This is a genomic window from Enterococcus sp. DIV2379 (genome assembly GCF_050542965.1).
In the GTDB taxonomy this organism is placed as follows: Bacteria; Bacillota; Bacilli; order Lactobacillales; family Enterococcaceae; genus Enterococcus_D; species Enterococcus_D entomosocium.
The window spans coordinates 378184-397975 of record NZ_CP172938.1; the positions used below are offsets into that span (position 1 = coordinate 378184).

Here is a 19792-nt window from a genome sequence, read left to right on the forward strand (position 1 = left end):
AGGAAAACAAATGAAAAAAATCATGATCGGTATTATTGCTGGCTGTCTATTAATATTTCCTCAGCTCGTTTCAGCAGCCGAAGCAGGTGCTTATGACAGCAATGGCATTACTTCCTTTTTCGGCGTCTATGAAGAACCAGTTGAGGAGCCAGAAGAGCCCGTAAAAGAACAGCCAGGGAATAAACAAGTTAATCAAAAAGGCAACAATATTCTGCCGGCAACAGGATCAGATCACTTCAATAGCTATCAAAGCAGTGGTCTTGTCGTTTTGTTGGCAGCAGGAATCATTTTAATCAAAAGGAGAACAAAAAATGAAAAAACTTTTCTTGACGGCAGGCATTCTATTGATGAGCACTGCTCTGTTACCAACAACCGTTAATGCCGCTGAATACACTTCAAATGGAGCAATCACTTTTGAAGCGGACCCGAATCCAACCAATCCAGTTGATCCGACCGATCCAGAAAAACCAGTGGATCCCGTCGATCCAACCGATCCAGATGGACCAAATCCTGGAACAGCTGGACCATTATCGATTGATTTTGCTTCAAGTTTTCAATTTGGCAACCAACTGATTACTTCTGAAACAAAAGATTATTACGCACAGCTGCAAGAGTTCACAGCTGGCGCTGCTGGACCAAATTATGTGCAAGTAACAGATAAACGAGGAACGCAAGAAGGTTGGTCATTGAGTGTTGTGCAAAACGGACAATTCAAAACGGCTGATGACGAAGAGCTAGTCGGCGCTTCATTATCGATCGCCTCAGGTGCAGCAACTTCAGTCACCGATATGCAGTATGCACCAACAGTTACTGCAAGTCATACCTTTGTACCCGATAGTGAAATCACCTTGGTCAATGCACCTGTCGGAAAAGGAATGGGAACTTGGATTTACAAGTTTGGGAACGATGCAACGGAAGGGTCAACGGCAGTAAAATTAAACGTACCAGGCAGTTCCGTAAAATTAGCCAAAGAGTATCGGACGACATTGACTTGGAATTTAAAGAATGTCCCTGAAAGCAATTAAAATCACTGATTTTCAGTAAAAAAGATAAAGGAGTGTCAAATAGAAATGAAAAAAACAGCATGGGTCTTTTTAAGTCTTGCCGTATTGGCAGCAGCGAGTGCAGCAACCGAGGTTTCAGCAGCCGAAGCGGCTTCTTACACATCAAATGGGGCGGTTGATTTTATTCCAAATACCGATCCGACGAACCCAGTCAATCCAGAAAACCCAGATCCAGAAAACCCGGTCAATCCTGTTGATCCAACCGATCCCGATGGACCAAATCCTGGAACGAATGGCCCGTTATCGATCGATTATGCCTCTAGCTTAGATTTTGGTGTCAATAAAATCTCCAATAAAAACGAAATTTATTATGCACGAGCACAAGGGTACTTGAATGACGATGGCACAGCTTCTGCATTAAAAACTGCCAATTATGTCCAAGTAACTGATAATCGCGGTAGTAATGCCGGTTGGCGGTTGTCTGTGAAGCAAAATGGACAATTTAAAAATGAATCGACGTTGAATCAAGAATTGTCTGGTTCTGTCATCACTCTAACAAGCCCTGCCGTTAAATCAAATGCGATTGGCGTCACTGCTCCAGTGGCAGAAGCGACAATCACGTTGGATGCAGCAGGTGCTGAATCATTGGTGATGACCGCAGCAAATCAAACAGGTGCTGGGACATGGGTCAATGCTTGGGGAAGCGTTGAGTCGATCACTGAAATAGACAAAGATGATCAAGAAGTACAAGCCGATATTACCAAAGCAGTCGCACTTTCTGTACCAGGCAGCACCCCAAAAGATGCCGTTAGCTACACGACTACATTGACTTGGGTATTATCAGATACACCAGGAACGGAAGGATAAGGAGTATAGACATGAAAAAAACATTAGCATTTCTCTCAGTATTAGGCTTAAGCCTAGCAGCACCAGTGCTGGCACAAGCAGCGGACAGTGCAGATTACAACTCAAATGGACAAATCACCTTTGAACCAAATACGGATCCAACCAATCCAATCAGCCCAACGGATCCAGATCCAGAAAATCCGATCAAACCAGTGGATCCAACGGACCCAGATGGACCAAATCCAGGAACGAACGGACCGCTATCGATTGATTTTGCTTCAAGCCTTTACTTTGGCACACAAAAAATCACCTCAAAAACAGAGATCTACCATGCGGAAACTCAAAAATATGTGGATTCAGTTGGTGATAATCAAGAAGGACCGAATTTTGTCCAAGTGACAGACAATCGGGGAACAGAGAGCGGTTGGACATTGAATGTTCGCCAAAATGGTCAGTTCAAAACAGCGGAAGATCAAGAATTGACTGCTGCGCAAATTCGTTTGACGAAGGGAACTGTAGTAACTCCTTCATTGTCACCAAAACCATCAAATGTGAGCGCAACGATCACATTGAATCCAAACGGTGCCCAATCCTTAGTGATGAGTGCCCAAGATGGCGAAGGAGCAGGGACCTATTTAATGAGCTGGGGCGATAGTTTAGCTGCAGCCATGGATAGTATTGAGTTGGAAGTTCCAGGCTCAACGACGAAATATGCCAGCCAATACAACACCACGTTTACTTGGTTACTAACAGACACACCAACCAACCCATAAGTACCAGCTTTCTCCTTGAACCCTTTCGAGGTTCAAGGAGAATACATAGAAAGAAGGGACATCCATCATGAAAAAAATCAAACAGCTTTTGGCGCTCCTATTCGCAAGTATTTTCTTTTTTGTACCAACCATAGGAACCGCTTCTGAATTTAACTTTGCCGTCAATCCAGTGATTCCAGAGAATCAAATCGATAAAGAAAAGACTTATTTTGACTTGAAAATGGAGCCGGGAGCGGTTCAAACTGTAGAAGTCCAATTGCGCAATGACACCGATCAAGAGGTCGTCATCGCGCCAGTGATCGCTTCAGCTACCACGAATCTAAACGGGGTCGTGGAATATGGCGAAAACGACATCGAAGCGGACGAAACCTTGCCTTATGATATGGCTGATTTGATTGAAGTGGAGGAAGAGATCACGATCCCGAAACAATCCCAAATCACCTTGCCATTAAAGATCAGTATGCCCTCAGAACCGTTTGAAGGAGTTATTGCCGGTGGTTTGACCTTGAAAGAAACGACAGAGGAAACCGATACTGCTGACAGTGAAGAAGACCAAGGGTTAGCCATCAAGAATGAGTATGCCTATGTCGTTGCGATTTTACTCCGTCAAAATACAACAGAAGTCACGCCGGATCTAAAACTGCTGGATGTTGGACCGGGACAAGTCAACGCCCGCAATACCATCAATGTTACGTTGCAAAATCCTGAAGCAGCTTACTTAAATTCCTTGCGGTTGATCAATGAAGTGAGGAAGAAAGGTGATAGTGACGTCTTGTATGCTTCAGATACCTCACGAATGCAAATGGCACCTAATTCAAACTTCTCGTACCCAATTTCCTTGGAAGGACAACGTTTAGAAGCAGGGACCTATGTGTTGACTTCCGTGGCCTACGGTGGGAAAAGCGATGAAGGACAATACAAAGTGGAGAATGAAGAAGGCGAGGAAGAAAGCTATCTCTATAAATGGAGCTTCGAAAAAGAATTCACAGTGACGGGAGATGTCGCTCGTGATCTTAATAAGAAAGATGTGACGATCGAAACAGATTACACGTGGCTTTACTTCTTGATCGGCGGTCTGTTGCTGCTGCTCGCCTTACTGCTGCTTTTATGGTACCGACGAAAGAAAAAAAATGAAACGGATGAAGCGTGAGCACCTTGAGAAATACTTGATCGATGGCTTGATCATCGCAGGTATCCTCTTGTTGGCACTTCCTTTTTTAAAAGAAAGCATCGTCAGTTGGCAATTACGCACAAGCGAATTGACGATAGCGACCCAGCTGCCGACAACGATTCCAGAAGAAGAAACGATTCAAATGCCGGCTCTAGGGGATGTATTGGCTCCGCAGTCGGCAACGATCACCGGGTACGGCTTTGTTGCAATTGAAGCGATCGAGTTCCAGCAGCCACTATTGGTGGGGATAACCAATCAGCAGCTGCTGAAAGGCGGTGTCGTGATGTTTCCGGAACGTTTGTTAAAAAATAACAATTTTGTCGTTTTAGGGCATCATCTCGGTAGACAAAGTTTGTTATTTGGTCAATTGCTAGAAGCACAGGTGGGGATGGAAGTGTCCGTAACCTACCTCGAGGAACGCCAGCAGTATATTATTATCGATAAAAAAGTCGTAGATGAATCCGACTTGTCGGTTCTAACAGATGACCAGACACCAAAGTTGACATTGATTACTTGTCCCACACCTACTCGAACAGAAGAACGCTACGTGCTGACAGCGATTCCTGTTGAGCAAGCAACTGCCGGACAGTCGCAAAACACAGCGACCATGGGCAGTACGTCACAAGGCGCGAGAGTGATGGCTAAAAAACAAGAAATGTTATGGAGACAACAATCTAAAAAAAATTGGTTTCTTTTATTTGTTATTTTATTTATAATTAGTGGATGTCTGCTTGGCGTTCACAAACTGTTGAAACGTTCAGCGCCGTAGAAAGAGCATCAAAAAGAAGCTCTGTTGATAAGGAGGGTGAAGAAATGAAACGCAGATTTGGTTTTGTCATTGGTGCCTGCATGATTATTGGAATGATCGATCTTGTCACAGAACAAGTTGTTTTTGCGACTATCTATAATCCGCTAGACCCCTCAGAAGAAATCGTCCCAACGGATCCGCCAGAAGGAAGTACGGAAAAAGCAGATGAACCGCCTGCAGAAAAGGAAGAATCCAAAGAATCGCCGGCTCCTGAACCGGAACCTGTTCCGAAAAAAGAACAGGAACAATCCGCATTTCCAGAGAGCAGTTTTTTGGAAAAACAGAAGCACTTAGCACAACGAGTCATGTTAGAAGATGTTTTTGCGTCGGATCGTTTGGCTGTCGATTTAGCACTGCCGGGAAATAATACGGATGGTGACGGGGATGACAAACCTTCGTATCTTGCCAGCTTATGCTATCTATTTTCAGGAAACGTTCTTTATGGCCAAAAAAATAACGGAGGCTTGAAAACGCATGTTTGTGACATTTTTGAATAAGGCGGACAAACGAAAATTGATGATGCTGCAATATTTGGAAAACGCAGTCGCTCTTTCTGAAACGAAGGAAACATTGATGGACCAATTGACCATGTCGGAATTTCTGATCAATAAGACCGTTCAAGAATTGAATCTTGATTTTTATGAACTAGGATTGAATGAGGAATTTGAGATCGTGACCGATGGGACGGTCATTAAACTGAATGCCTCCGGGCTGGCAACTTCAGACACACTACTGACCTATTATCTAGATCAAGCGTTAAAATTTTCTATGTTGAAAGAATGCTTTTTTGAGCAATTGTCTTCTTTATACGAATTTGCTACCAATCACTATCTAAGTCATAATCCCGTCTATAAAGAATTTAAACAGTTTAAACTGATCTTGAAAGAATACGACATTGAAGTGACGAAAGAGTTTCAGCTGGTGGGTGAAGAAAGTGAGATTCGGGAGTTTATTTTTCTCTTTTTTATGAAGGAATATTATTTGAACCATTCCCCTTTCCCAAAAGGTATCTTGGACAAAGAAAAAACCTTTGATCGATTCAATGAAAGTACTTGGCTGAATCCAGAACAGTCTGCCCGCATGCGGATTCGCAAGAAACATTATCTAGGTATTGTTTTGGCGCGGATGTCTAAAGGACATTTCATGCAAAACAGTGTGGAAAACGATTTAGTCTTGCCAAAACATTTAGTGATCATTGAAGATTTGAAGCGTTGGTTGCAGGAGATCTTGACGATCAACGATCAAGAAGTCCTAGAACGTGAGGCACGAGATATTTTGCGCTTCTTGATCGTTGAAGGCTGGTTGATCGACAACAATAGCTACATCGACCAAGAACAAACCTATATCCAACAATTAAACGAGCAGTTTATTCAGGCAGTCCAACAGCAGTTTTCGCTAACCACTGACACGTTGGCGCTGCTTCATGTCGAAACGACTACGATTCATTACCAGCTCTTGTCGTTTTCTTTTAGTTCTCGTTATGAATACCAATACATGGATGTCACATATTTTCTTGAGACGTATCCTGAATATGCTGCGTTTTGCCGCAACTATCTGGAAGAAAGTCGTAATCGACCGATCTTATGGAACAATAAAGAGTTTTTGTTTTTTAGATACCTAATTTTATTAGTTTCTACGATTCCACTAAAAGAGATTTTGGTTCCTTTATATGTCTGTGTTGATTTTTCGTTTGGTGATTCCTACAACCAGATGATCAAAAAGAATATTGAAAAAATTCTCGATTTGAATGTGCAATTCCAGAGTTACCCAGATGATCATACGCACCTGATTCTTTCAAACCTGCCATTTTATGGTGCGTTGGGGATCGACCATATTTTATGGCTAGCACCACCTAGACCCATCGATTGGGCCAATTTTACTGAAAAAATCAGCGTGATTCGCAGAGAACAATTTCAAACCAAAACGGCACAGTGAGCATCTTGCCGTTTAACTATCGAAAGCAGCGTCTGCCTCAAATGAAGGCAGGCGTTTTTTGCAGAAATCTACCATATGCAAAAAGCACACAGGGATCTATTGCCCTGATGAAGTGTTCGGATAAGGTCTGTGAAAAAGGACCATTTGATAGGATTTTTTTTTAGTAGAAAATTTGGTATGATAGAAAGAGAAGAAAAAGAGGTGCCCTATGATGGATGGGAAACAAACGAAGGCTGTGATTGGCCAGACATTGATCACCCTTTGTGAGACCAAAGAAGTGAATAAAATCAGCGTACAGGAGATCGCCGAAAAGGCGCAAGTCAATCGGCAGACGTTTTACTACCATTTTCCTGATAAAAAAGCTTTGATCCAATGGATCTATCGGCAAGATGCCCTGATTTTTTTGACGACAGAAGATGTCTCCCTTGATAACTGGGAAGAAGCCGCCTTGCGCATGCTGAAAGCAATGAAACAAGCGCCGGCCTTTTACCGCAAATCACTGGCTTATGACCGCGAGATCTTAATGAACGGTTTTTTACAGATCACAGAACCGCTTTTTCAGCGCTTGTTCTTGGAGGTCGATCAAGAGCAGCAATTGACGAAACAAGACATTCTATTTTATAGCCGATTCTTTTCCTACGGCTGCGGAGGCATTTTGGAAAATTGGATTCACAACGACTTTCCAGAGACCCCATTAGAGATTGCGACGCAATTGTTTCGTTTGGCGAAGGATGTGGAATTTTTTGGCCACCAAATCTATGAAAAAGAGGAGCAGTAAGCGATGACGAAAGTTTTATTTGTTTGTTTAGGTAATATTTGCCGTTCCCCCATGGCAGAAGCTATTTATAAAGCAGAAATAGCAAAACACAAGTTGGATTGGCAGATCGATTCGGCAGCGACCAGCTCATGGGAAGTCGGACATTCTGCTCATCCCGGAACCAAAAAAAGACTGCGTCAAGCAGGGATCTCTAGTGACGGTCTTATTTCACGGCAGATCACTGAAGCGGATTTTGCCACATTTGATTGGATCATCGGCATGGATGCGAACAATGTTGAAACACTTCAAGCGCTAGCACCTGCCGATACGACCGCAAAGATCCGTTCGTATTTGAGTGTTGTTCCTGGCAAAGAGGCTGAGGAAGTACCAGATCCTTATTATACAGGAGATTTCGAAGAGACCTATCAACTGCTGCAAGAGGGGATTCCTTATTGGCTAGAGGTTATTTCTTCTGAAAAATAAGGCGTGTTCGCTTGTATTTTATCAAAAATTTGCTAAAATAGAACCATGGAAATGCGAACGTATGTGTGGTTTTAGAAACTGCTGCAACGCGCAGAAAGGAATGTCCAATGGAAAAGAAACCATCGCCCATCAAACAATTGGGCAAACTCATTGTGATGACATCCACAACGTTGCTGGATACCTTTTTCAGTGATGATGCTGACAAGAAGAATCAGTCTGAGAAAGTCAAAGAAATCCGGCGAACGCTGCAAGAGGCAGCCGCTGCCAAGCATCTGGTCGTGCTGCAAGTAAAAACAGAGAAATTGGGTGGTTTTGAAACCGTTACCGGCTGGATCGTCGGCAAAACGGTAGCAAAAGAACAAGTTGTCTTGAAATTACAAAGCGACCGTCAGCAGCTGCGGATTATTCCCCTGCATCATGTGCTGAAAGTTAGCACCTTGAATACAAAACCCGGCTTGTAAACAAGCCTGTGCATAGCAAAAAAACCGCTGCGTCATTAGACATAGCGGTTTTTTAATTGCTAGTTACGCGTGCTTGTTTTTGACTTCTGCGAGTCGCCAAGCGGTCATCACAGCGATCAGTTCGTAAGGGATCGGCTGTGCAAAAGAAAACTGGACCGCCCCTTTACTGGTCTTGTATGGTTGTAAGTCCTCTTGGAAGGCCGTGATCGCAGAAGGCGTGGGATAAAAGCCTAGATGCTGTTTGGCGCAGGCAAAATGTACGATATTTTCTCCCTGATGATAAGTAGGCATTTGATAACTGATCTTTTCAACCGCTTCAGGTAAAACGGCTTTGATGGTTTGACGGACCTTTCTTAAAATCGCTTGTCGTTCTGCTGGAGCTGCTGCAATGTATTGGTCAACTGTCGTAATGGCTGTTGTCATAGGCCACCTCCTGCCTTTAGTATACGGCAAAACCCGTAAGAAAAAAAGGAGCCTGTCAGTGGGTAGCTGACAGGCAAGGAGTAAAAATGAAAAGTGTTAGTTAGGGTTGTTTGTTGGGTTATGTATACTATACTGTCCAAATATGAATTTTTTGTGGAGAAAAGATTGGAAAGTGTTTAAGTTTGCTGGCTGCGAAAATAAGTAAAAAAAGACCCGTCGGTGGGTGGCCGACGGGAAGGAGTTAAAAATGAAAAAGTGTTAGTTAGGGTTGTTTGTTGGTATACATAGAGTATACGAGATAAATATGAATATTCTGTGACAAATCTTTTCGGAAGTTCTTAAGAAACCGTAACGGTTTGGTTACAGAGAAAGGTTCTTTTCATCAAAACGGTTTTTCAACGTACGATACAAATCAATGTATTGCCGATCGTCTGCCGCATAATCCCAAATATAACTCATTTTTTCTGGTTTGAGTTTTTTCATCAACTGATTGGAACTAACGATGACATCATAATTTTCTTGCTGGTTTAGATCATAAGGTTCTGCTGCTACGAAGGTCAAGTCATGTAGGAATTGATTCAATCCTTGAACGACTAAGAAATTATCTTCTAACGCAACCCCTACCCGTAAACGATTCGAATAACGGATTTGATCATAAAACGGCAGCAGGGCGTGGGTATACATCGTTGCCATCTGCTCTTGGTTTTCATCATTGATATAGTCCACCGCTGATTCTTCGCGATAGTTCGTTAAGAATTCATCGATTTTTTGCTGCAGCTGCTCTTCAGCAGACCCGCGATTGATCGAGGGTGTCAGCAAGCGATAGATATTTGGAAACGGCTGACGGAAAACGTAGTTGCCGAAAGTCACATTGATTAAATTACCCACGACCAATGGCTCGTCTAACAGGCCAGGTTGTGAAGCAAAGAAGGTTGCTTTCATCTCTGCTAACAAGTCTGCGACTAACGGATAAACTGGGTTTTGTTTGCTTGAAAAGAATTGCAAGGTTTGTTGCAAAGCTTCTTCTTCAGGACTCAAGTAGAATGGGAAGATTTGCGCCATCAAATAAATAAACCCTGATTCGCCTTTTAATTGTTTGTCTGTCATTGAAACTTCAGGATCAACGACTTGTGTCAAACGCTCAAAATCGAAATATGGATTATTTTTCATCAGGAAATTGTACCGCTTGTCGTATTTGGCAAAATTCCCTTTTTTGATTCGTAAAAGAATCAAGGCGGCGAAATACTTCAACTCTAATCGGCCAAGATAAGAATGAGTCATTGGGAAATACTCCGTGAATCGATCCACCATTTTTTCTGTCTCACTCTCAGCGATCGCAAATGGCCATTCTATTCCACGAGTACCTAACCAAATGATATTGAATAGGGAGAGCCGCACAAGACGCTCATCGCCCACTAAGTTTGATTCAGTGTACGTAAAGCGAAGCTGAAATTGCTTCAAATGTTTTTTTAGATGTTCAAATTTGCGAGACACCGTTGAACGACTGACATCGTATTTTGCACAAAAATCCGTGATCGTAGGATTGTCTTCATTCAGCATGTAAAGAACATATAAGAACGGAACGCTTTTATTCAATAAATAGAAGCGGTATTCATCGATCGTTACCGCGATATTCTGAGGCTGTAATTTACCGCCACGACCGAGTATCGACATATGATCCGGAGTTAACTCAGTTAGATCTTGGTCGATCTCAGTCAACTCTATAAAAGCTTGTTGGTAGCTTAACTCCATTTCCTTTGCCAATTGTGCGATTGGGTGGCTAGGGTTTTGCAGAGTCAGCATACGCCGGAATATTTTAAATTTAATTAATGTTTGCGGGTCCATCATAAGTTCTTCATAAAACATAGGTATCCTCCTTTGTGGCTCTATTGTATCTTTTTTTTACGAAACTGTCAGTCTTTTTAATCAAAAAAATAGCCTACCCTTTAAAAAAAGGTAGGTTATTTTCATCTTTTTAACTAATTTAGGCTGAAACAGGGTCTTTTTTGAACCACGACCATAGCAAACCGATCAAAAATCCGATCGCAGCTGGTACGACCCACCCCATCCCGATTTGGAAAAAGGGCAGATAATCTGACGCAAAAGACAAGATTCCTTGCACGAAAGCGTTGTTGGTAATCACTGCAGGACTCGCATTTAAGCCGTCGATGATTGCAGCGATCAACGTGAAGTATGTCGTCATTCGATAGACACTGGCACGATGGTTAAATAATGGACTGATGATCGCCAACAAAATCAAAGTGATCGCCAGTGGATAGATAAACATCAAGACTGGAATAGAAAACTCGATGATATTGGTCAAGCCGACATTAGCGAAGATCGCTGGTAAGATACTTGTCAAAGCGATAAAGAATCCGTAGCTTTGCTTTGGAAACAATCCAGCAAAGGTTTCGGAAAAGGCCGTGATCAAACCAATGGCGGTTTTTAAACAGGCAGAGATGACGATCAACGCCAATAGCAGACTGCCGACAGTGCCAAGGTAATGGTTGGCGATTTGTGCCAAAGCGATCCCACCGTTTTCGCTGATGGGAAACTGGCCTAAACTTTTGGTTCCCATATAAGAAAGTAAGGTATAGATGATCCCCATCAACACGATGCTGACAGAGCCGGAAAGGATCGTGTCTTTTGCGACCGTCGCAGGTTTCTCAACCCCCATATTGCGAATCGTTGAGACGATGATGATCCCGAAGGCTAAAGATGCCAGCGCATCGAGAGTATTGTAGCCGTTGGTGAAACCAGTAAAGAAAGCATCGCTTTGATAGCTAGGATAGATCGGCGCATCGCTGATGGTTCCTAGTGGTTGCCAAAAGGCAAAAAAGAGCAAAACTCCTAGTAAGACCAGAAACAAGGGATTTAGAAACTTCCCTACATAATCTAAGATTTTGCTAGGTTTGCGTGAAAACCACCAGGCAGCTCCAAAAAATAGGGCAGAGAACAACGCCAATAACCAAGTTTGCATGTCTGATGAAACATGGGGAGCGATCCCGATCTCATAAGAAGTAGTAGCCAAACGAGGCAGAGCAAAGAATGGCCCAATCACTAAATAAAGCAAAATCGTAAATATCATTGCATAGCGGCGATTGATCCGAGAAGCTAATTCAAAAACACCGCTGCTTTGGGAAACGCCAATAGCAATGACCCCTAAAAATGGCAAGCCGATCCCTGTAACTAAAAAGCCAAGGTTGGCTAAGCCGACATTCGCGCCAGCTTCTTGTCCCATGTGAACGGGGAAAATCAGATTTCCGGCACCAAAGAAAAGACCGAAAAGCATTGATCCAACATACATGTAATCCTTAAACTGTAACTTTTTTTCCATAAATGAAAGCTCCTATAATTCCTTAGTTTTAAAAAAAATAACAAAGTTTCTAACAAATAGCAATGGTTTTTTGTGATTTTTTGATAAATTCTGACAATTACTCCTCCTGCAATAAAAAAACACTTAGCATTGAATTCTTCCAAGCTTACTGAAAAAGGACGAAAAAGCTCGGAAGAAGACCGCTAAGTGTTTCAAGACAGAAAATTAATTCAACACACGGGAAAGGAATTCTTTGGTGCGTTGCTCTTTTGGATGAATAAAGATATCTTCAGGCGTCCCTTGTTCGGCAATGACACCTTGATCCATAAAGATGACCCGATCAGACACTTCTTTGGCAAAGCCCATTTCGTGGGTAACGATTACCATCGTCAAGCCAGTATGAGCTAACGTATTCATGGTCTTCAACACTTCACCGACCATTTCTGGATCTAGCGCAGAAGTCGGCTCATCAAACAACATGACATCTGGATTCATCGATAAGGCACGAGCAATGGCTACCCGTTGTTTTTGTCCACCTGAAAGCTGGGAAGGCTTGGCATTGGCATATTGAGCCATACCGACTTGCTCCAGATTTTCTTTGGCAGTCGCTTCTGCTTCTTTGCGATCACGTTTCAAAACAGTGACTTGGCCCGTCACGCAGTTTTCTAATACATTCATATTGTTGAATAGGTTAAAGGATTGGAAAACCATTCCTAGATGCGTACGGTATTTCGGCAAGTCATAGCCTTTTTCCAGCACATTTTCACCTAAGTAGATGATTTGCCCACTGGTTGGTTTTTCTAATAAGTTGATGCAGCGAAGAAGTGTAGATTTTCCTGAACCAGAAGAACCGATGATCGTGACAACTTCTCCTTTATTAACAGACAAACTGATGTCTTTTAAGACTTCGTTGTCGCCAAAACTCTTTTTTAAATGGTCAATTTCAATGATTGCTGACATGTTCTTCCTCCTTATTCGTTCGGGTTGATGTCTTCTAATTTGACATACGCACTGGGACCATCCATTTTGCGTTCAACAAAGCGCAAGATCTGGGTGGCACTGATGGTCAAGACTAAGTAGATCACACCGATGATCGCAAATGTTTGGAAGTATTGGAAGTTCGTTCCAGCGGCTGATGTACCTTGGAAGAAGAGGTCTGCAACACTGATGACACTTAAGACGGCAGTATCTTTGATATTGATAATGATCTCATTTCCGGTAGCTGGTAAAATATTGCGCATTACTTGCGGCAACACGACTTTGATCATGGTTTGCCAATGAGTCATTCCGATCGCTTGAGCTGCTTCAAATTGGCCGTCATCTACAGCAAAAATCCCCCCACGAACGATTTCAGACATGTAGGCACCGGTATTGATGGAAACGATCAGCACGGCTGCCAGCGTGCGATTCATGGAGACACCAAAGGCCAAAGCGGTTCCGTAGAAAATAACCATTGCTTGAACCATCATTGGGGTGCCGCGGAAAACTTCGATATAAATGGTCAGTAAACCATTGACGATGCGTTGGAAGAAACGTCCTACTGGATTTTCTGAAAGCGGCAATGTCCGGAAGATACCGACCAAAAGACCGATGATCAATCCGATGATCGTTGAAAGGATCGCGATGAATAAGGTCAAGCCAGCGCCTCGTAAAAAGAGCATGCCGTAATCATCAATGATTTTTTTAAAATCAGCGACCAGACCTTGATCCGCCGTTTCTCCGCTAGCATCTGCAGGTTGATCTAAGACTGCTTGATCCATCAGGGAAACCCGTTCTTCTTCAGAAATTCCTGCAAGAATCTCATTGACTTTTTCAACATCGGGATCGCCTTTGCGCATTCCGACTGCTACTTGGACGTCTTCTGGGTTGGTTTCAAAACCGGCTCCTTCATCGAACTCGACCATCTTCAAATCAGGATTTGCACCGACGGCAGTGACGCCTTCTGGACGTTCGCTGACGTAGCCGTCAATGATGCCCGAAGCTAAAGCAACGCGCATGGAGGAGAAGTCCCGCATGGCTTGTTCTTTTTGGACCTCAGGGATTTGATCTATGACGGTATAATGGAAAGTATTCAGCTGGGCAGTGATTTTTGCCCCCGAAAGATCAGCGAGGCTTTTGGCATCGGCGAACTCGCCATCTTTACGAACCACTACCACCAAATCTGATTCATAGTAAGGATCGGTAAAATCAATTTGCTCGCGACGTTCGGCAGTTGGTGACATACCAGCGATCACAGCATCGATAGTCCCCGCTTGCAAAGCTGGCGGCAAACCGTCCCATTGAGTTTTGACGATCACTAATTCTTTGCCTAAGCCTTCAGCGATTCGTTTGGCGATCTGGACATCGTAACCGCCGGCAAACGCCGAGCCTTCTTCCCCAGAAATCGGCACGGCACCATTGGCGTCCGTCGTTTGCGTCCAGTTAAATGGGGCATAGCCTGCCTCCATACCGACACGGAATTGTTCCGCAGGTGTTTGGTCATCCGCTTGCACGGTTAGGGGCAGCTGAATGAGGGTTAGACAGAGGGCGAAGACTGCCCAGATCCAATTATTTTTTTTCATTTTTTCTCTTTCCTTTCACGAGTTGGACAAGCAGGCAAGGATGAAAAAGCAAAAAAACAGCCGTACTCCATGATTGGAAAACGGCTGTTGACAGGTCATCGTCGACAAACCTTTCACAAAACATAGCGCAACTTAGACAAGCTAAGACAGTCCGCAAATTGTTCATTTGCGGCCCAACAAAATCGATGCAAGCAAAACCGACCTTGTTTCGGCGATGTTCCCTAGCTCTGCTGTAAACGTGTTGCTTCACTCAGCAGGATTAATGAACCTCGCGACCTCTACCTAAATGTTAAAGGGTACTCGTATTTAATTTGATTCTTCTCAGAGTTTAGAAGAAAAGCACCCAAATGTCAATTCTTTTTAACAAAAAAACGACCATTTCCCTATTTTTATCAAAGAGAAAGCGGATCGTTTTTACGAGTGTCTATTGGAACCCTTAAGCGACTTTCGCTTTTGGTTCACGGCCTAAAACAGCTTGGATGACTGTCAAAGCAAGCAATAAGCCAAGTGCTAGATAGATGAGGCTTGAGTATTGTGTAACGCCCCAATCTTGTCCGAAGGTACGGTAAACCACAAGGACGATGGCTTGAATGATTGCTGTGATGACATTTAAAAAGCCGAATGCCCATAAATTGCCATTTTCTTTACGTGCTAAATAGAAGATAGAGAAATATAAGCTGACTGCCAACCAACCGAAACTGATAATGATCATTGCCCAATAAATAATAGCTGCTACCAATGTATTTCACCTCACTTTGATTCGTGACTAGTTTACCACGTTTTTTGTTCCTTGTCATGAAGGAATCTCTTTCTTTGTGAGGCAAAAAACAAAGAGCAAGAGCAGTAATGAAAAGATCATCTACTACATTTGCTATTGGTGGGTTTACTGAAAAGAGACGGTTTTTCTAGATCGGTTCATTTTCAGCTGTGTATAATAGAAATAAACTGTTTTTTGCAGAAAACTACGAGTTAAGAATCAATTAATAATTAGTTAATAGCTGATTTAGATCTGCTTGCTAGAATGAGCACAGAAGCAAGCAAGGAGGAAGTAAAAATGGAAAATGTTCTTAAAATCAAAGGATTAAACAAACGTTACGGCAAACAGCAGGCGTTACATGATGTCGATCTAACGATCGCTAAGGGAGATATTTATGGATTGGTGGGGAGAAATGGTGCTGGGAAGACGACCCTATTAAAAGCGATCGTTCAGTTGATCCAACCAACTAGTGGCAGTCTGCAGTTGTTTGATGTTGAAGGCGGCAAAGCGTACACTCAGATGCTGAAACGGGTCGGTAATGTGATTGAGACCCCAGTCGCTTACGACCAATTGACCGCTGAACAAAATTTGAACTATTATTGCAAAATCAGCGGGGTGGTGGAACCTGAGGCGGTCAGTAAAGCATTGGCGTTTGTCGGATTGACCAATGTTGGCCACAAGAAATACCGTGATTTTTCTTTAGGGATGAAACAAAAACTGGGCTTAGCGATTGCTTTATTGAATCAGCCGGATTTTCTAATTTTAGATGAGCCGATCAATGGCTTGGATCCTGTAGCGATCGTTGAATTTCGGGAGCTGCTTTTACGATTGAATCAAGAACGTGGCATGACGATTTTGATCTCCAGCCATATTTTAGAAGAGTTGTACTTAGTCGCTACACGTTTTGGGGTCATTAGTGAGGGACGTCTGATCAAAGAGATGACCAAACACGAATTCGATCTGATGGCGAAACGGTTTATTCAATTAGAAGTGGATGATGTAGCCACAGCTAGCCGCTTGCTAGAGAGTCAGCTGATTTCCGAATATAAAGTCGTCAGTGACCACAAAATTCATATTTATCAAGAGAATGTGTTGATTCGTGACCTGGTCCGTCAGCTGGTTTATGAAGGGATCGCTATCGACCGGATTTCTTTTGAAGGGGAAAATCTAGAGTCGTATTTCAAAGAGTTAGTAACAAGTGAAGGGGGAAATTAAGATGTTGAATTTTATTCGAGCCGATTTGTATCGTTTATCAAGAAGTAAAAGTTTTTGGATCACAGAAGGAATTATTTTATTGTTGGTGATTTTATCCGTTGTTTCCAATGGTAGTGTAGGGGTCACTCTTGGGGATAGTACGCAAACAGCAGGCAGCCTTACGGAAATGACTGGCTTTCTGGCGATCCAGACCAGTTTGTCTTCCATGTTGCTGTATTACTCCTTGCCATTGGTGATGCAGGTCTTAGGCAGTGAGTACACGAAAGGGACCATGAAGAATATCATTACCGTTGGTGTCTCCAAACCCGCTTATCTTTTTGGGAAATTCTTGGTTTATACTTTGGTGCTGGTCTTACAGATCGTCGCGATTTGTTTGGTGAGCTTTGTAGCGGGAACGGTTATTGGGGGGATTGGTTATAATGACCTTTCACAGATAGAAAACTTGTTGTATTATTTCGTTAGTTTTGTACTGATTTTATTAGCGACTTCCTCTTTTGCAGTGCTAGTTTTGTATTTGACCAAAAATACAGCGGTCAGCGTGTTGGCGACGATTTTTATTCCGATGGCCTTTGCGATTGCCCGAATCTCTTTACCCAACTGGAAGTTTTTACAATACTTGGACTTTCAAGGCGGGTTAGAGATGGTGACCATGACTACTTTCCAAACATGGGAAACAGTCCAACCCATTTTTCTTGGGAGCCTGATCAGTTTATTGCTTTGCCTCTTGGCTGCGCATCTGGTGTTTAAGAGACAAGAATTGTAAGAGCAGAAAAACGCCCAACCGTATCGACTAGTGAAGGTCGAGCGATTGGGTGTTTTTTGTGTATAGCCATGAGTTAGTGGGGTTCAACGGACTGCTGCCAAAAAAGGGTCAAACGAAACGTCTCTTCGGTTGTATCCAATTGGATCTTGCCGTCTAATGCATTAGTCAATGCCGCGATGATATACAGACCAAGTCCGGCTTGCTGTTTATGCCGTGAAAGGTCTTCGGTATAAAAGCGGTGGGTCAATTTTTCTGGGTGCTGGATCGGTGATCTCAGCTGATTTTCCTGTTGGAAAACGATGCGACCTCCTTGCTGATTCAAGCGGATCGTCCCCGTTTCACTGCCATGTTCCAGCAGGTTACCAAGGACATTTTGGAAAATTCGTTGCCAGCTTTTTTTATCTGAAATGATCATGATGTTGGGTTGGATCGCAACCGTCAGTGATAAATGGTTTTCCTCAAAAGAAGGATAAAGCTGGAGCAGTTCTTCTTCCAATAAACGAGAAAGATTGAATTCTTCCAAAGTCAAAGCGAGCTGATTGTCTTTGAGACGCTGATAGGTCAACAACTGTTCCAGATGATTTTCGACTTTTTCTAGGTTGCTGCTGACTTTATCCAACAGCTGTAGCTGTTGCGGGGTGAGGGTCGCATCGGCTTGCAGCAGTTGTGTGTAGCCGCTGGCGACCGTCAAAGGTGTGCGTAAGTCGTGAGAGATATTTTGAATGGCTTGTTCCAACTGCTGGTTTTCTTGCAGCATTTGATAGTGTTGCTGCTTATTTTTTCTAAGTATCTGATTGTTTAACAAGGCGATCGCTTTTAAAGCGGGGACGCGGGTCTGTAAATGGATCTCTTGATTTGTTTCGATTTCGCTGATTCTTGTTAATTGCTGGTGGTACTTTTTTAGATCATATAGTAAGAAAAACCAATAGCCCAACAATAACACAACGATCAGAGCGGCGAAAAACTGAAGTATATGCATGAGGTTCCTCCTTTTTAAGCTAGCTTGACGCCGATGCCCCAGACAGTATCGATATACGCTTCATCTGGATCGAGTGTTTTGATTTTGCTGCGTAAATGGCTGATATGGACATTGATCGTGTTTTCTTCACCGTAGTAAGGTTCTTGCCAAACAGCTTCATAGAGCATTTCTTTGGTATAAACTTTTTTGGGGTTCGCTAAGAGCAGGGAAAAAATCTCAAACTCCTTTTTCTTTAACTGAACCGTTGCCTCTCCTCGTTGCAGCTGAAACGAGTCAGGCAACAGTTGAATGTTTTTATACGAGTGGCTGCTGGCAACTGGAGGGGGTTGTTTATTTGTTCGCAATTGAACAATGATACGTACCTTTAATTCTTCGACATTGAAGGGTTTGGTCAAGTAATCATTGGCCCCCGCCAGCAAAAGGGTGGAAACATCAGCTGGTTCATCTAAGGCAGTCAAGATAATGACGGGGACCGTGGAGGTTTGGCGAATCTCTTGCAAGACTTGTGTCCCATCTTTACCGGGGAGCATTCGATCTAGCAAAATCAAGTCGAAAGCATCTTGCTGAAAAAGCAGCAGACCTTCCGTGCCTGAATAGGCTTGCTGGACGGTATAGTCAGCTGCTAAAATAGTAGCCAACATTTCGCTGATCTCATTGTTGTCTTCGATAATCAAAATTTTCATTTGGTTTTCCCATTCTTCTTGTATTTATTGCATTTATTATAAGCAATTCCGCAAGAAAAAGCATTAGTTGCTTTTAAAAAAGAAAATGGCTGATTTTTCGCAAAAACGGTTCTTTTTCGGTTAGAATAAGAGAAAAGCCATAAAGGAAGTTAGAACGATGAAGGTATCTATTGAGCAAGCAATCGCAACGGTCACCGCCGCATCATCCGTGACCTTTTTGACGGGTGCCGGTGTTTCAACCCCATCGGGCATTCCTGATTACCGTTCCTTAAAAGGGGTCTATCAAGGACTGGCCCAGCCAGAGTATTTGTTAAGCCATGACTGTTTAGAAAACGAACCGGAAACATTTTATCAGTTCGTCAAGCACCTCTACCATCCTCAGGCCCAGCCGAACATCATTCATCAAAAAATGGCTGCGCTGCAAACGAAAAAAACAGTTTCGGTCGTTTCACAAAACATCGATGGACTGCATGAAAAAGCGGGGAGTCACCAAAGAATCGATTTTCACGGCTCCTTGTACAACTGTTATTGCCGAAAATGCGGTAATCCGGTACCTTGGCAAGCGTATTTGCAGGATTGGCACCATGCAGGATGTGACGGTCAGATTCGGCCGGCGATCGTGCTTTATGGGGAAGGATTTACGGATGAAACCATTGAAGGAGCCATTCAGGCCGTTGCTCAAGCCGACCTGACGGTGGTCGTGGGGACTTCGCTGCAAGTCTATCCTTTTGCAGGGCTAGTCGATTACAGCCAGCAGGTGTTGGTCATCAATAAGGAACCATTGGCGATCCCGAATGAATATGGCATGTTGACCGCAGCAGCCGAAACGTTTTTCCAGAAAATTGAATGAAGGAGTT

At 43.1% G+C, this 19792-nt stretch carries 22 protein-coding genes and 1 riboswitch; of the genes, 14 read left to right on the forward strand and 8 right to left on the reverse strand.

Going from position 1 to position 19792, the window contains the following annotated elements:
- The first annotated feature begins 10 nt into the window (after window positions 1–10).
- From IGI92_RS01785 to IGI92_RS01835, 11 genes are all read left to right on the forward strand, one after another.
- Window positions 11–379, forward strand: coding sequence for an LPXTG cell wall anchor domain-containing protein (locus IGI92_RS01785; RefSeq protein ID WP_008376260.1), 369 nt, complete (start codon window positions 11–13; stop codon window positions 377–379).
- On the forward strand, window positions 312–1025 hold the full coding sequence (locus IGI92_RS01790) for a WxL domain-containing protein (RefSeq protein ID WP_016609549.1): 714 nt from the start codon (window positions 312–314) through the stop codon (window positions 1023–1025). Before IGI92_RS01785 ends, IGI92_RS01790 begins: the two co-directional genes overlap by 68 nt.
- Window positions 1026–1070: 45 nt before the next feature.
- Window positions 1071–1871, forward strand: coding sequence for a WxL domain-containing protein (locus IGI92_RS01795; protein WP_430607766.1), 801 nt, complete (start codon window positions 1071–1073; stop codon window positions 1869–1871).
- An 11-nt stretch (window positions 1872–1882) separates the two neighbouring features.
- Window positions 1883–2623, forward strand: coding sequence for a WxL domain-containing protein (locus tag IGI92_RS01800; protein WP_016619635.1), 741 nt, complete (start codon window positions 1883–1885; stop codon window positions 2621–2623).
- Window positions 2624–2690: 67 nt separating this feature from the next.
- The gene (locus IGI92_RS01805; RefSeq protein WP_016619636.1) at window positions 2691–3773 is read left to right on the forward strand and encodes a DUF916 and DUF3324 domain-containing protein; all 1083 of its coding nucleotides are present in this window, start codon (window positions 2691–2693) and stop codon (window positions 3771–3773) included.
- Window positions 3763–4563, forward strand: coding sequence for a class A sortase (locus IGI92_RS01810; protein ID WP_016619637.1), 801 nt, complete (start codon window positions 3763–3765; stop codon window positions 4561–4563). Before IGI92_RS01805 ends, IGI92_RS01810 begins: the two co-directional genes overlap by 11 nt.
- A 44-nt stretch (window positions 4564–4607) precedes the next feature.
- Window positions 4608–5099, forward strand: coding sequence for a hypothetical protein (locus IGI92_RS01815; RefSeq protein WP_016611451.1), 492 nt, complete (start codon window positions 4608–4610; stop codon window positions 5097–5099).
- Complete coding sequence (locus tag IGI92_RS01820) at window positions 5077–6537, forward strand: helix-turn-helix domain-containing protein (RefSeq protein ID WP_016611450.1); 1461 nt, start codon at window positions 5077–5079, stop codon at window positions 6535–6537. Before IGI92_RS01815 ends, IGI92_RS01820 begins: the two co-directional genes overlap by 23 nt.
- A 208-nt stretch (window positions 6538–6745) precedes the next feature.
- On the forward strand, window positions 6746–7315 hold the full coding sequence (locus tag IGI92_RS01825) for a TetR/AcrR family transcriptional regulator (RefSeq protein ID WP_005227190.1): 570 nt from the start codon (window positions 6746–6748) through the stop codon (window positions 7313–7315).
- A gap of 3 nt (window positions 7316–7318) precedes the next feature.
- Window positions 7319–7777 carry a low molecular weight protein-tyrosine-phosphatase gene (locus IGI92_RS01830; protein ID WP_005232347.1) on the forward strand — a complete coding sequence of 153 codons (459 nt, stop codon included), beginning with the start codon at window positions 7319–7321 and terminating at the stop codon, window positions 7775–7777.
- A 107-nt stretch (window positions 7778–7884) separates the two neighbouring features.
- On the forward strand, window positions 7885–8238 hold the full coding sequence (locus IGI92_RS01835) for a hypothetical protein (RefSeq protein ID WP_005232346.1): 354 nt from the start codon (window positions 7885–7887) through the stop codon (window positions 8236–8238).
- Between the two features lie 63 nt (window positions 8239–8301).
- Here the strand turns inward: IGI92_RS01835 and IGI92_RS01840 are convergent, their stop codons facing one another.
- The 6 genes from IGI92_RS01840 to IGI92_RS01865 form a co-directional block, all read right to left on the reverse strand.
- Window positions 8302–8661, reverse strand: coding sequence for an iron chaperone (locus IGI92_RS01840; RefSeq protein ID WP_005232344.1), 360 nt, complete (start codon window positions 8659–8661; stop codon window positions 8302–8304).
- Window positions 8662–9021: 360 nt separating this feature from the next.
- A complete protein-coding gene (locus IGI92_RS01845; RefSeq protein WP_005232342.1) occupies window positions 9022–10527 on the reverse strand; it encodes a helix-turn-helix domain-containing protein in 1506 nt (501 codons plus the stop codon).
- Window positions 10528–10645: 118 nt separating this feature from the next.
- Window positions 10646–11998, reverse strand: a complete 1353-nt coding sequence (gene brnQ / locus IGI92_RS01850) for a branched-chain amino acid transport system II carrier protein (RefSeq protein WP_008376239.1) — start codon at window positions 11996–11998, stop codon at window positions 10646–10648.
- Between the two features lie 204 nt (window positions 11999–12202).
- Complete coding sequence (locus IGI92_RS01855; RefSeq protein ID WP_005227196.1) at window positions 12203–12937, reverse strand: amino acid ABC transporter ATP-binding protein; 735 nt, start codon at window positions 12935–12937, stop codon at window positions 12203–12205.
- Window positions 12938–12948: 11 nt separating this feature from the next.
- On the reverse strand, window positions 12949–14538 hold the full coding sequence (locus tag IGI92_RS01860; RefSeq protein WP_008376235.1) for an ABC transporter permease subunit: 1590 nt from the start codon (window positions 14536–14538) through the stop codon (window positions 12949–12951).
- A 115-nt stretch (window positions 14539–14653) separates the two neighbouring features.
- A riboswitch (Lysine riboswitch) is annotated at window positions 14654–14827 on the reverse strand.
- A gap of 147 nt (window positions 14828–14974) precedes the next feature.
- Window positions 14975–15277 (reverse strand): hypothetical protein, encoded by a 303-nt coding sequence (locus tag IGI92_RS01865; protein ID WP_005232333.1) that lies wholly within the window; start codon window positions 15275–15277, stop codon window positions 14975–14977.
- Between the two features lie 315 nt (window positions 15278–15592).
- Between IGI92_RS01865 and IGI92_RS01870 the strand changes: the two genes are divergently transcribed.
- Both IGI92_RS01870 and IGI92_RS01875 read left to right on the forward strand, forming a co-directional pair.
- A complete protein-coding gene (locus IGI92_RS01870) occupies window positions 15593–16510 on the forward strand; it encodes an ABC transporter ATP-binding protein (RefSeq protein WP_034878119.1) in 918 nt (305 codons plus the stop codon).
- Between the two features lies 1 nt (window position 16511).
- Entirely contained in the window at window positions 16512–17273 is a 762-nt protein-coding gene (locus tag IGI92_RS01875) for an ABC transporter permease (protein WP_008376229.1), read from the forward strand.
- A 73-nt stretch (window positions 17274–17346) separates the two neighbouring features.
- Here the strand turns inward: IGI92_RS01875 and IGI92_RS01880 are convergent, their stop codons facing one another.
- Together IGI92_RS01880 and IGI92_RS01885 are read right to left on the reverse strand one after the other, a co-directional pair.
- A complete protein-coding gene (locus tag IGI92_RS01880) occupies window positions 17347–18252 on the reverse strand; it encodes a sensor histidine kinase (protein ID WP_139959840.1) in 906 nt (301 codons plus the stop codon).
- Window positions 18253–18266: 14 nt separating this feature from the next.
- A complete protein-coding gene (locus tag IGI92_RS01885; protein ID WP_430607768.1) occupies window positions 18267–18935 on the reverse strand; it encodes a response regulator transcription factor in 669 nt (222 codons plus the stop codon).
- A 157-nt stretch (window positions 18936–19092) separates the two neighbouring features.
- On the opposite strand from IGI92_RS01885, the gene IGI92_RS01890 reads away from it, so the two are divergent.
- Window positions 19093–19785 carry an NAD-dependent protein deacylase gene (locus IGI92_RS01890; protein WP_008376224.1) on the forward strand — a complete coding sequence of 231 codons (693 nt, stop codon included), beginning with the start codon at window positions 19093–19095 and terminating at the stop codon, window positions 19783–19785.
- Window positions 19786–19792 lie beyond the last annotated feature (7 nt).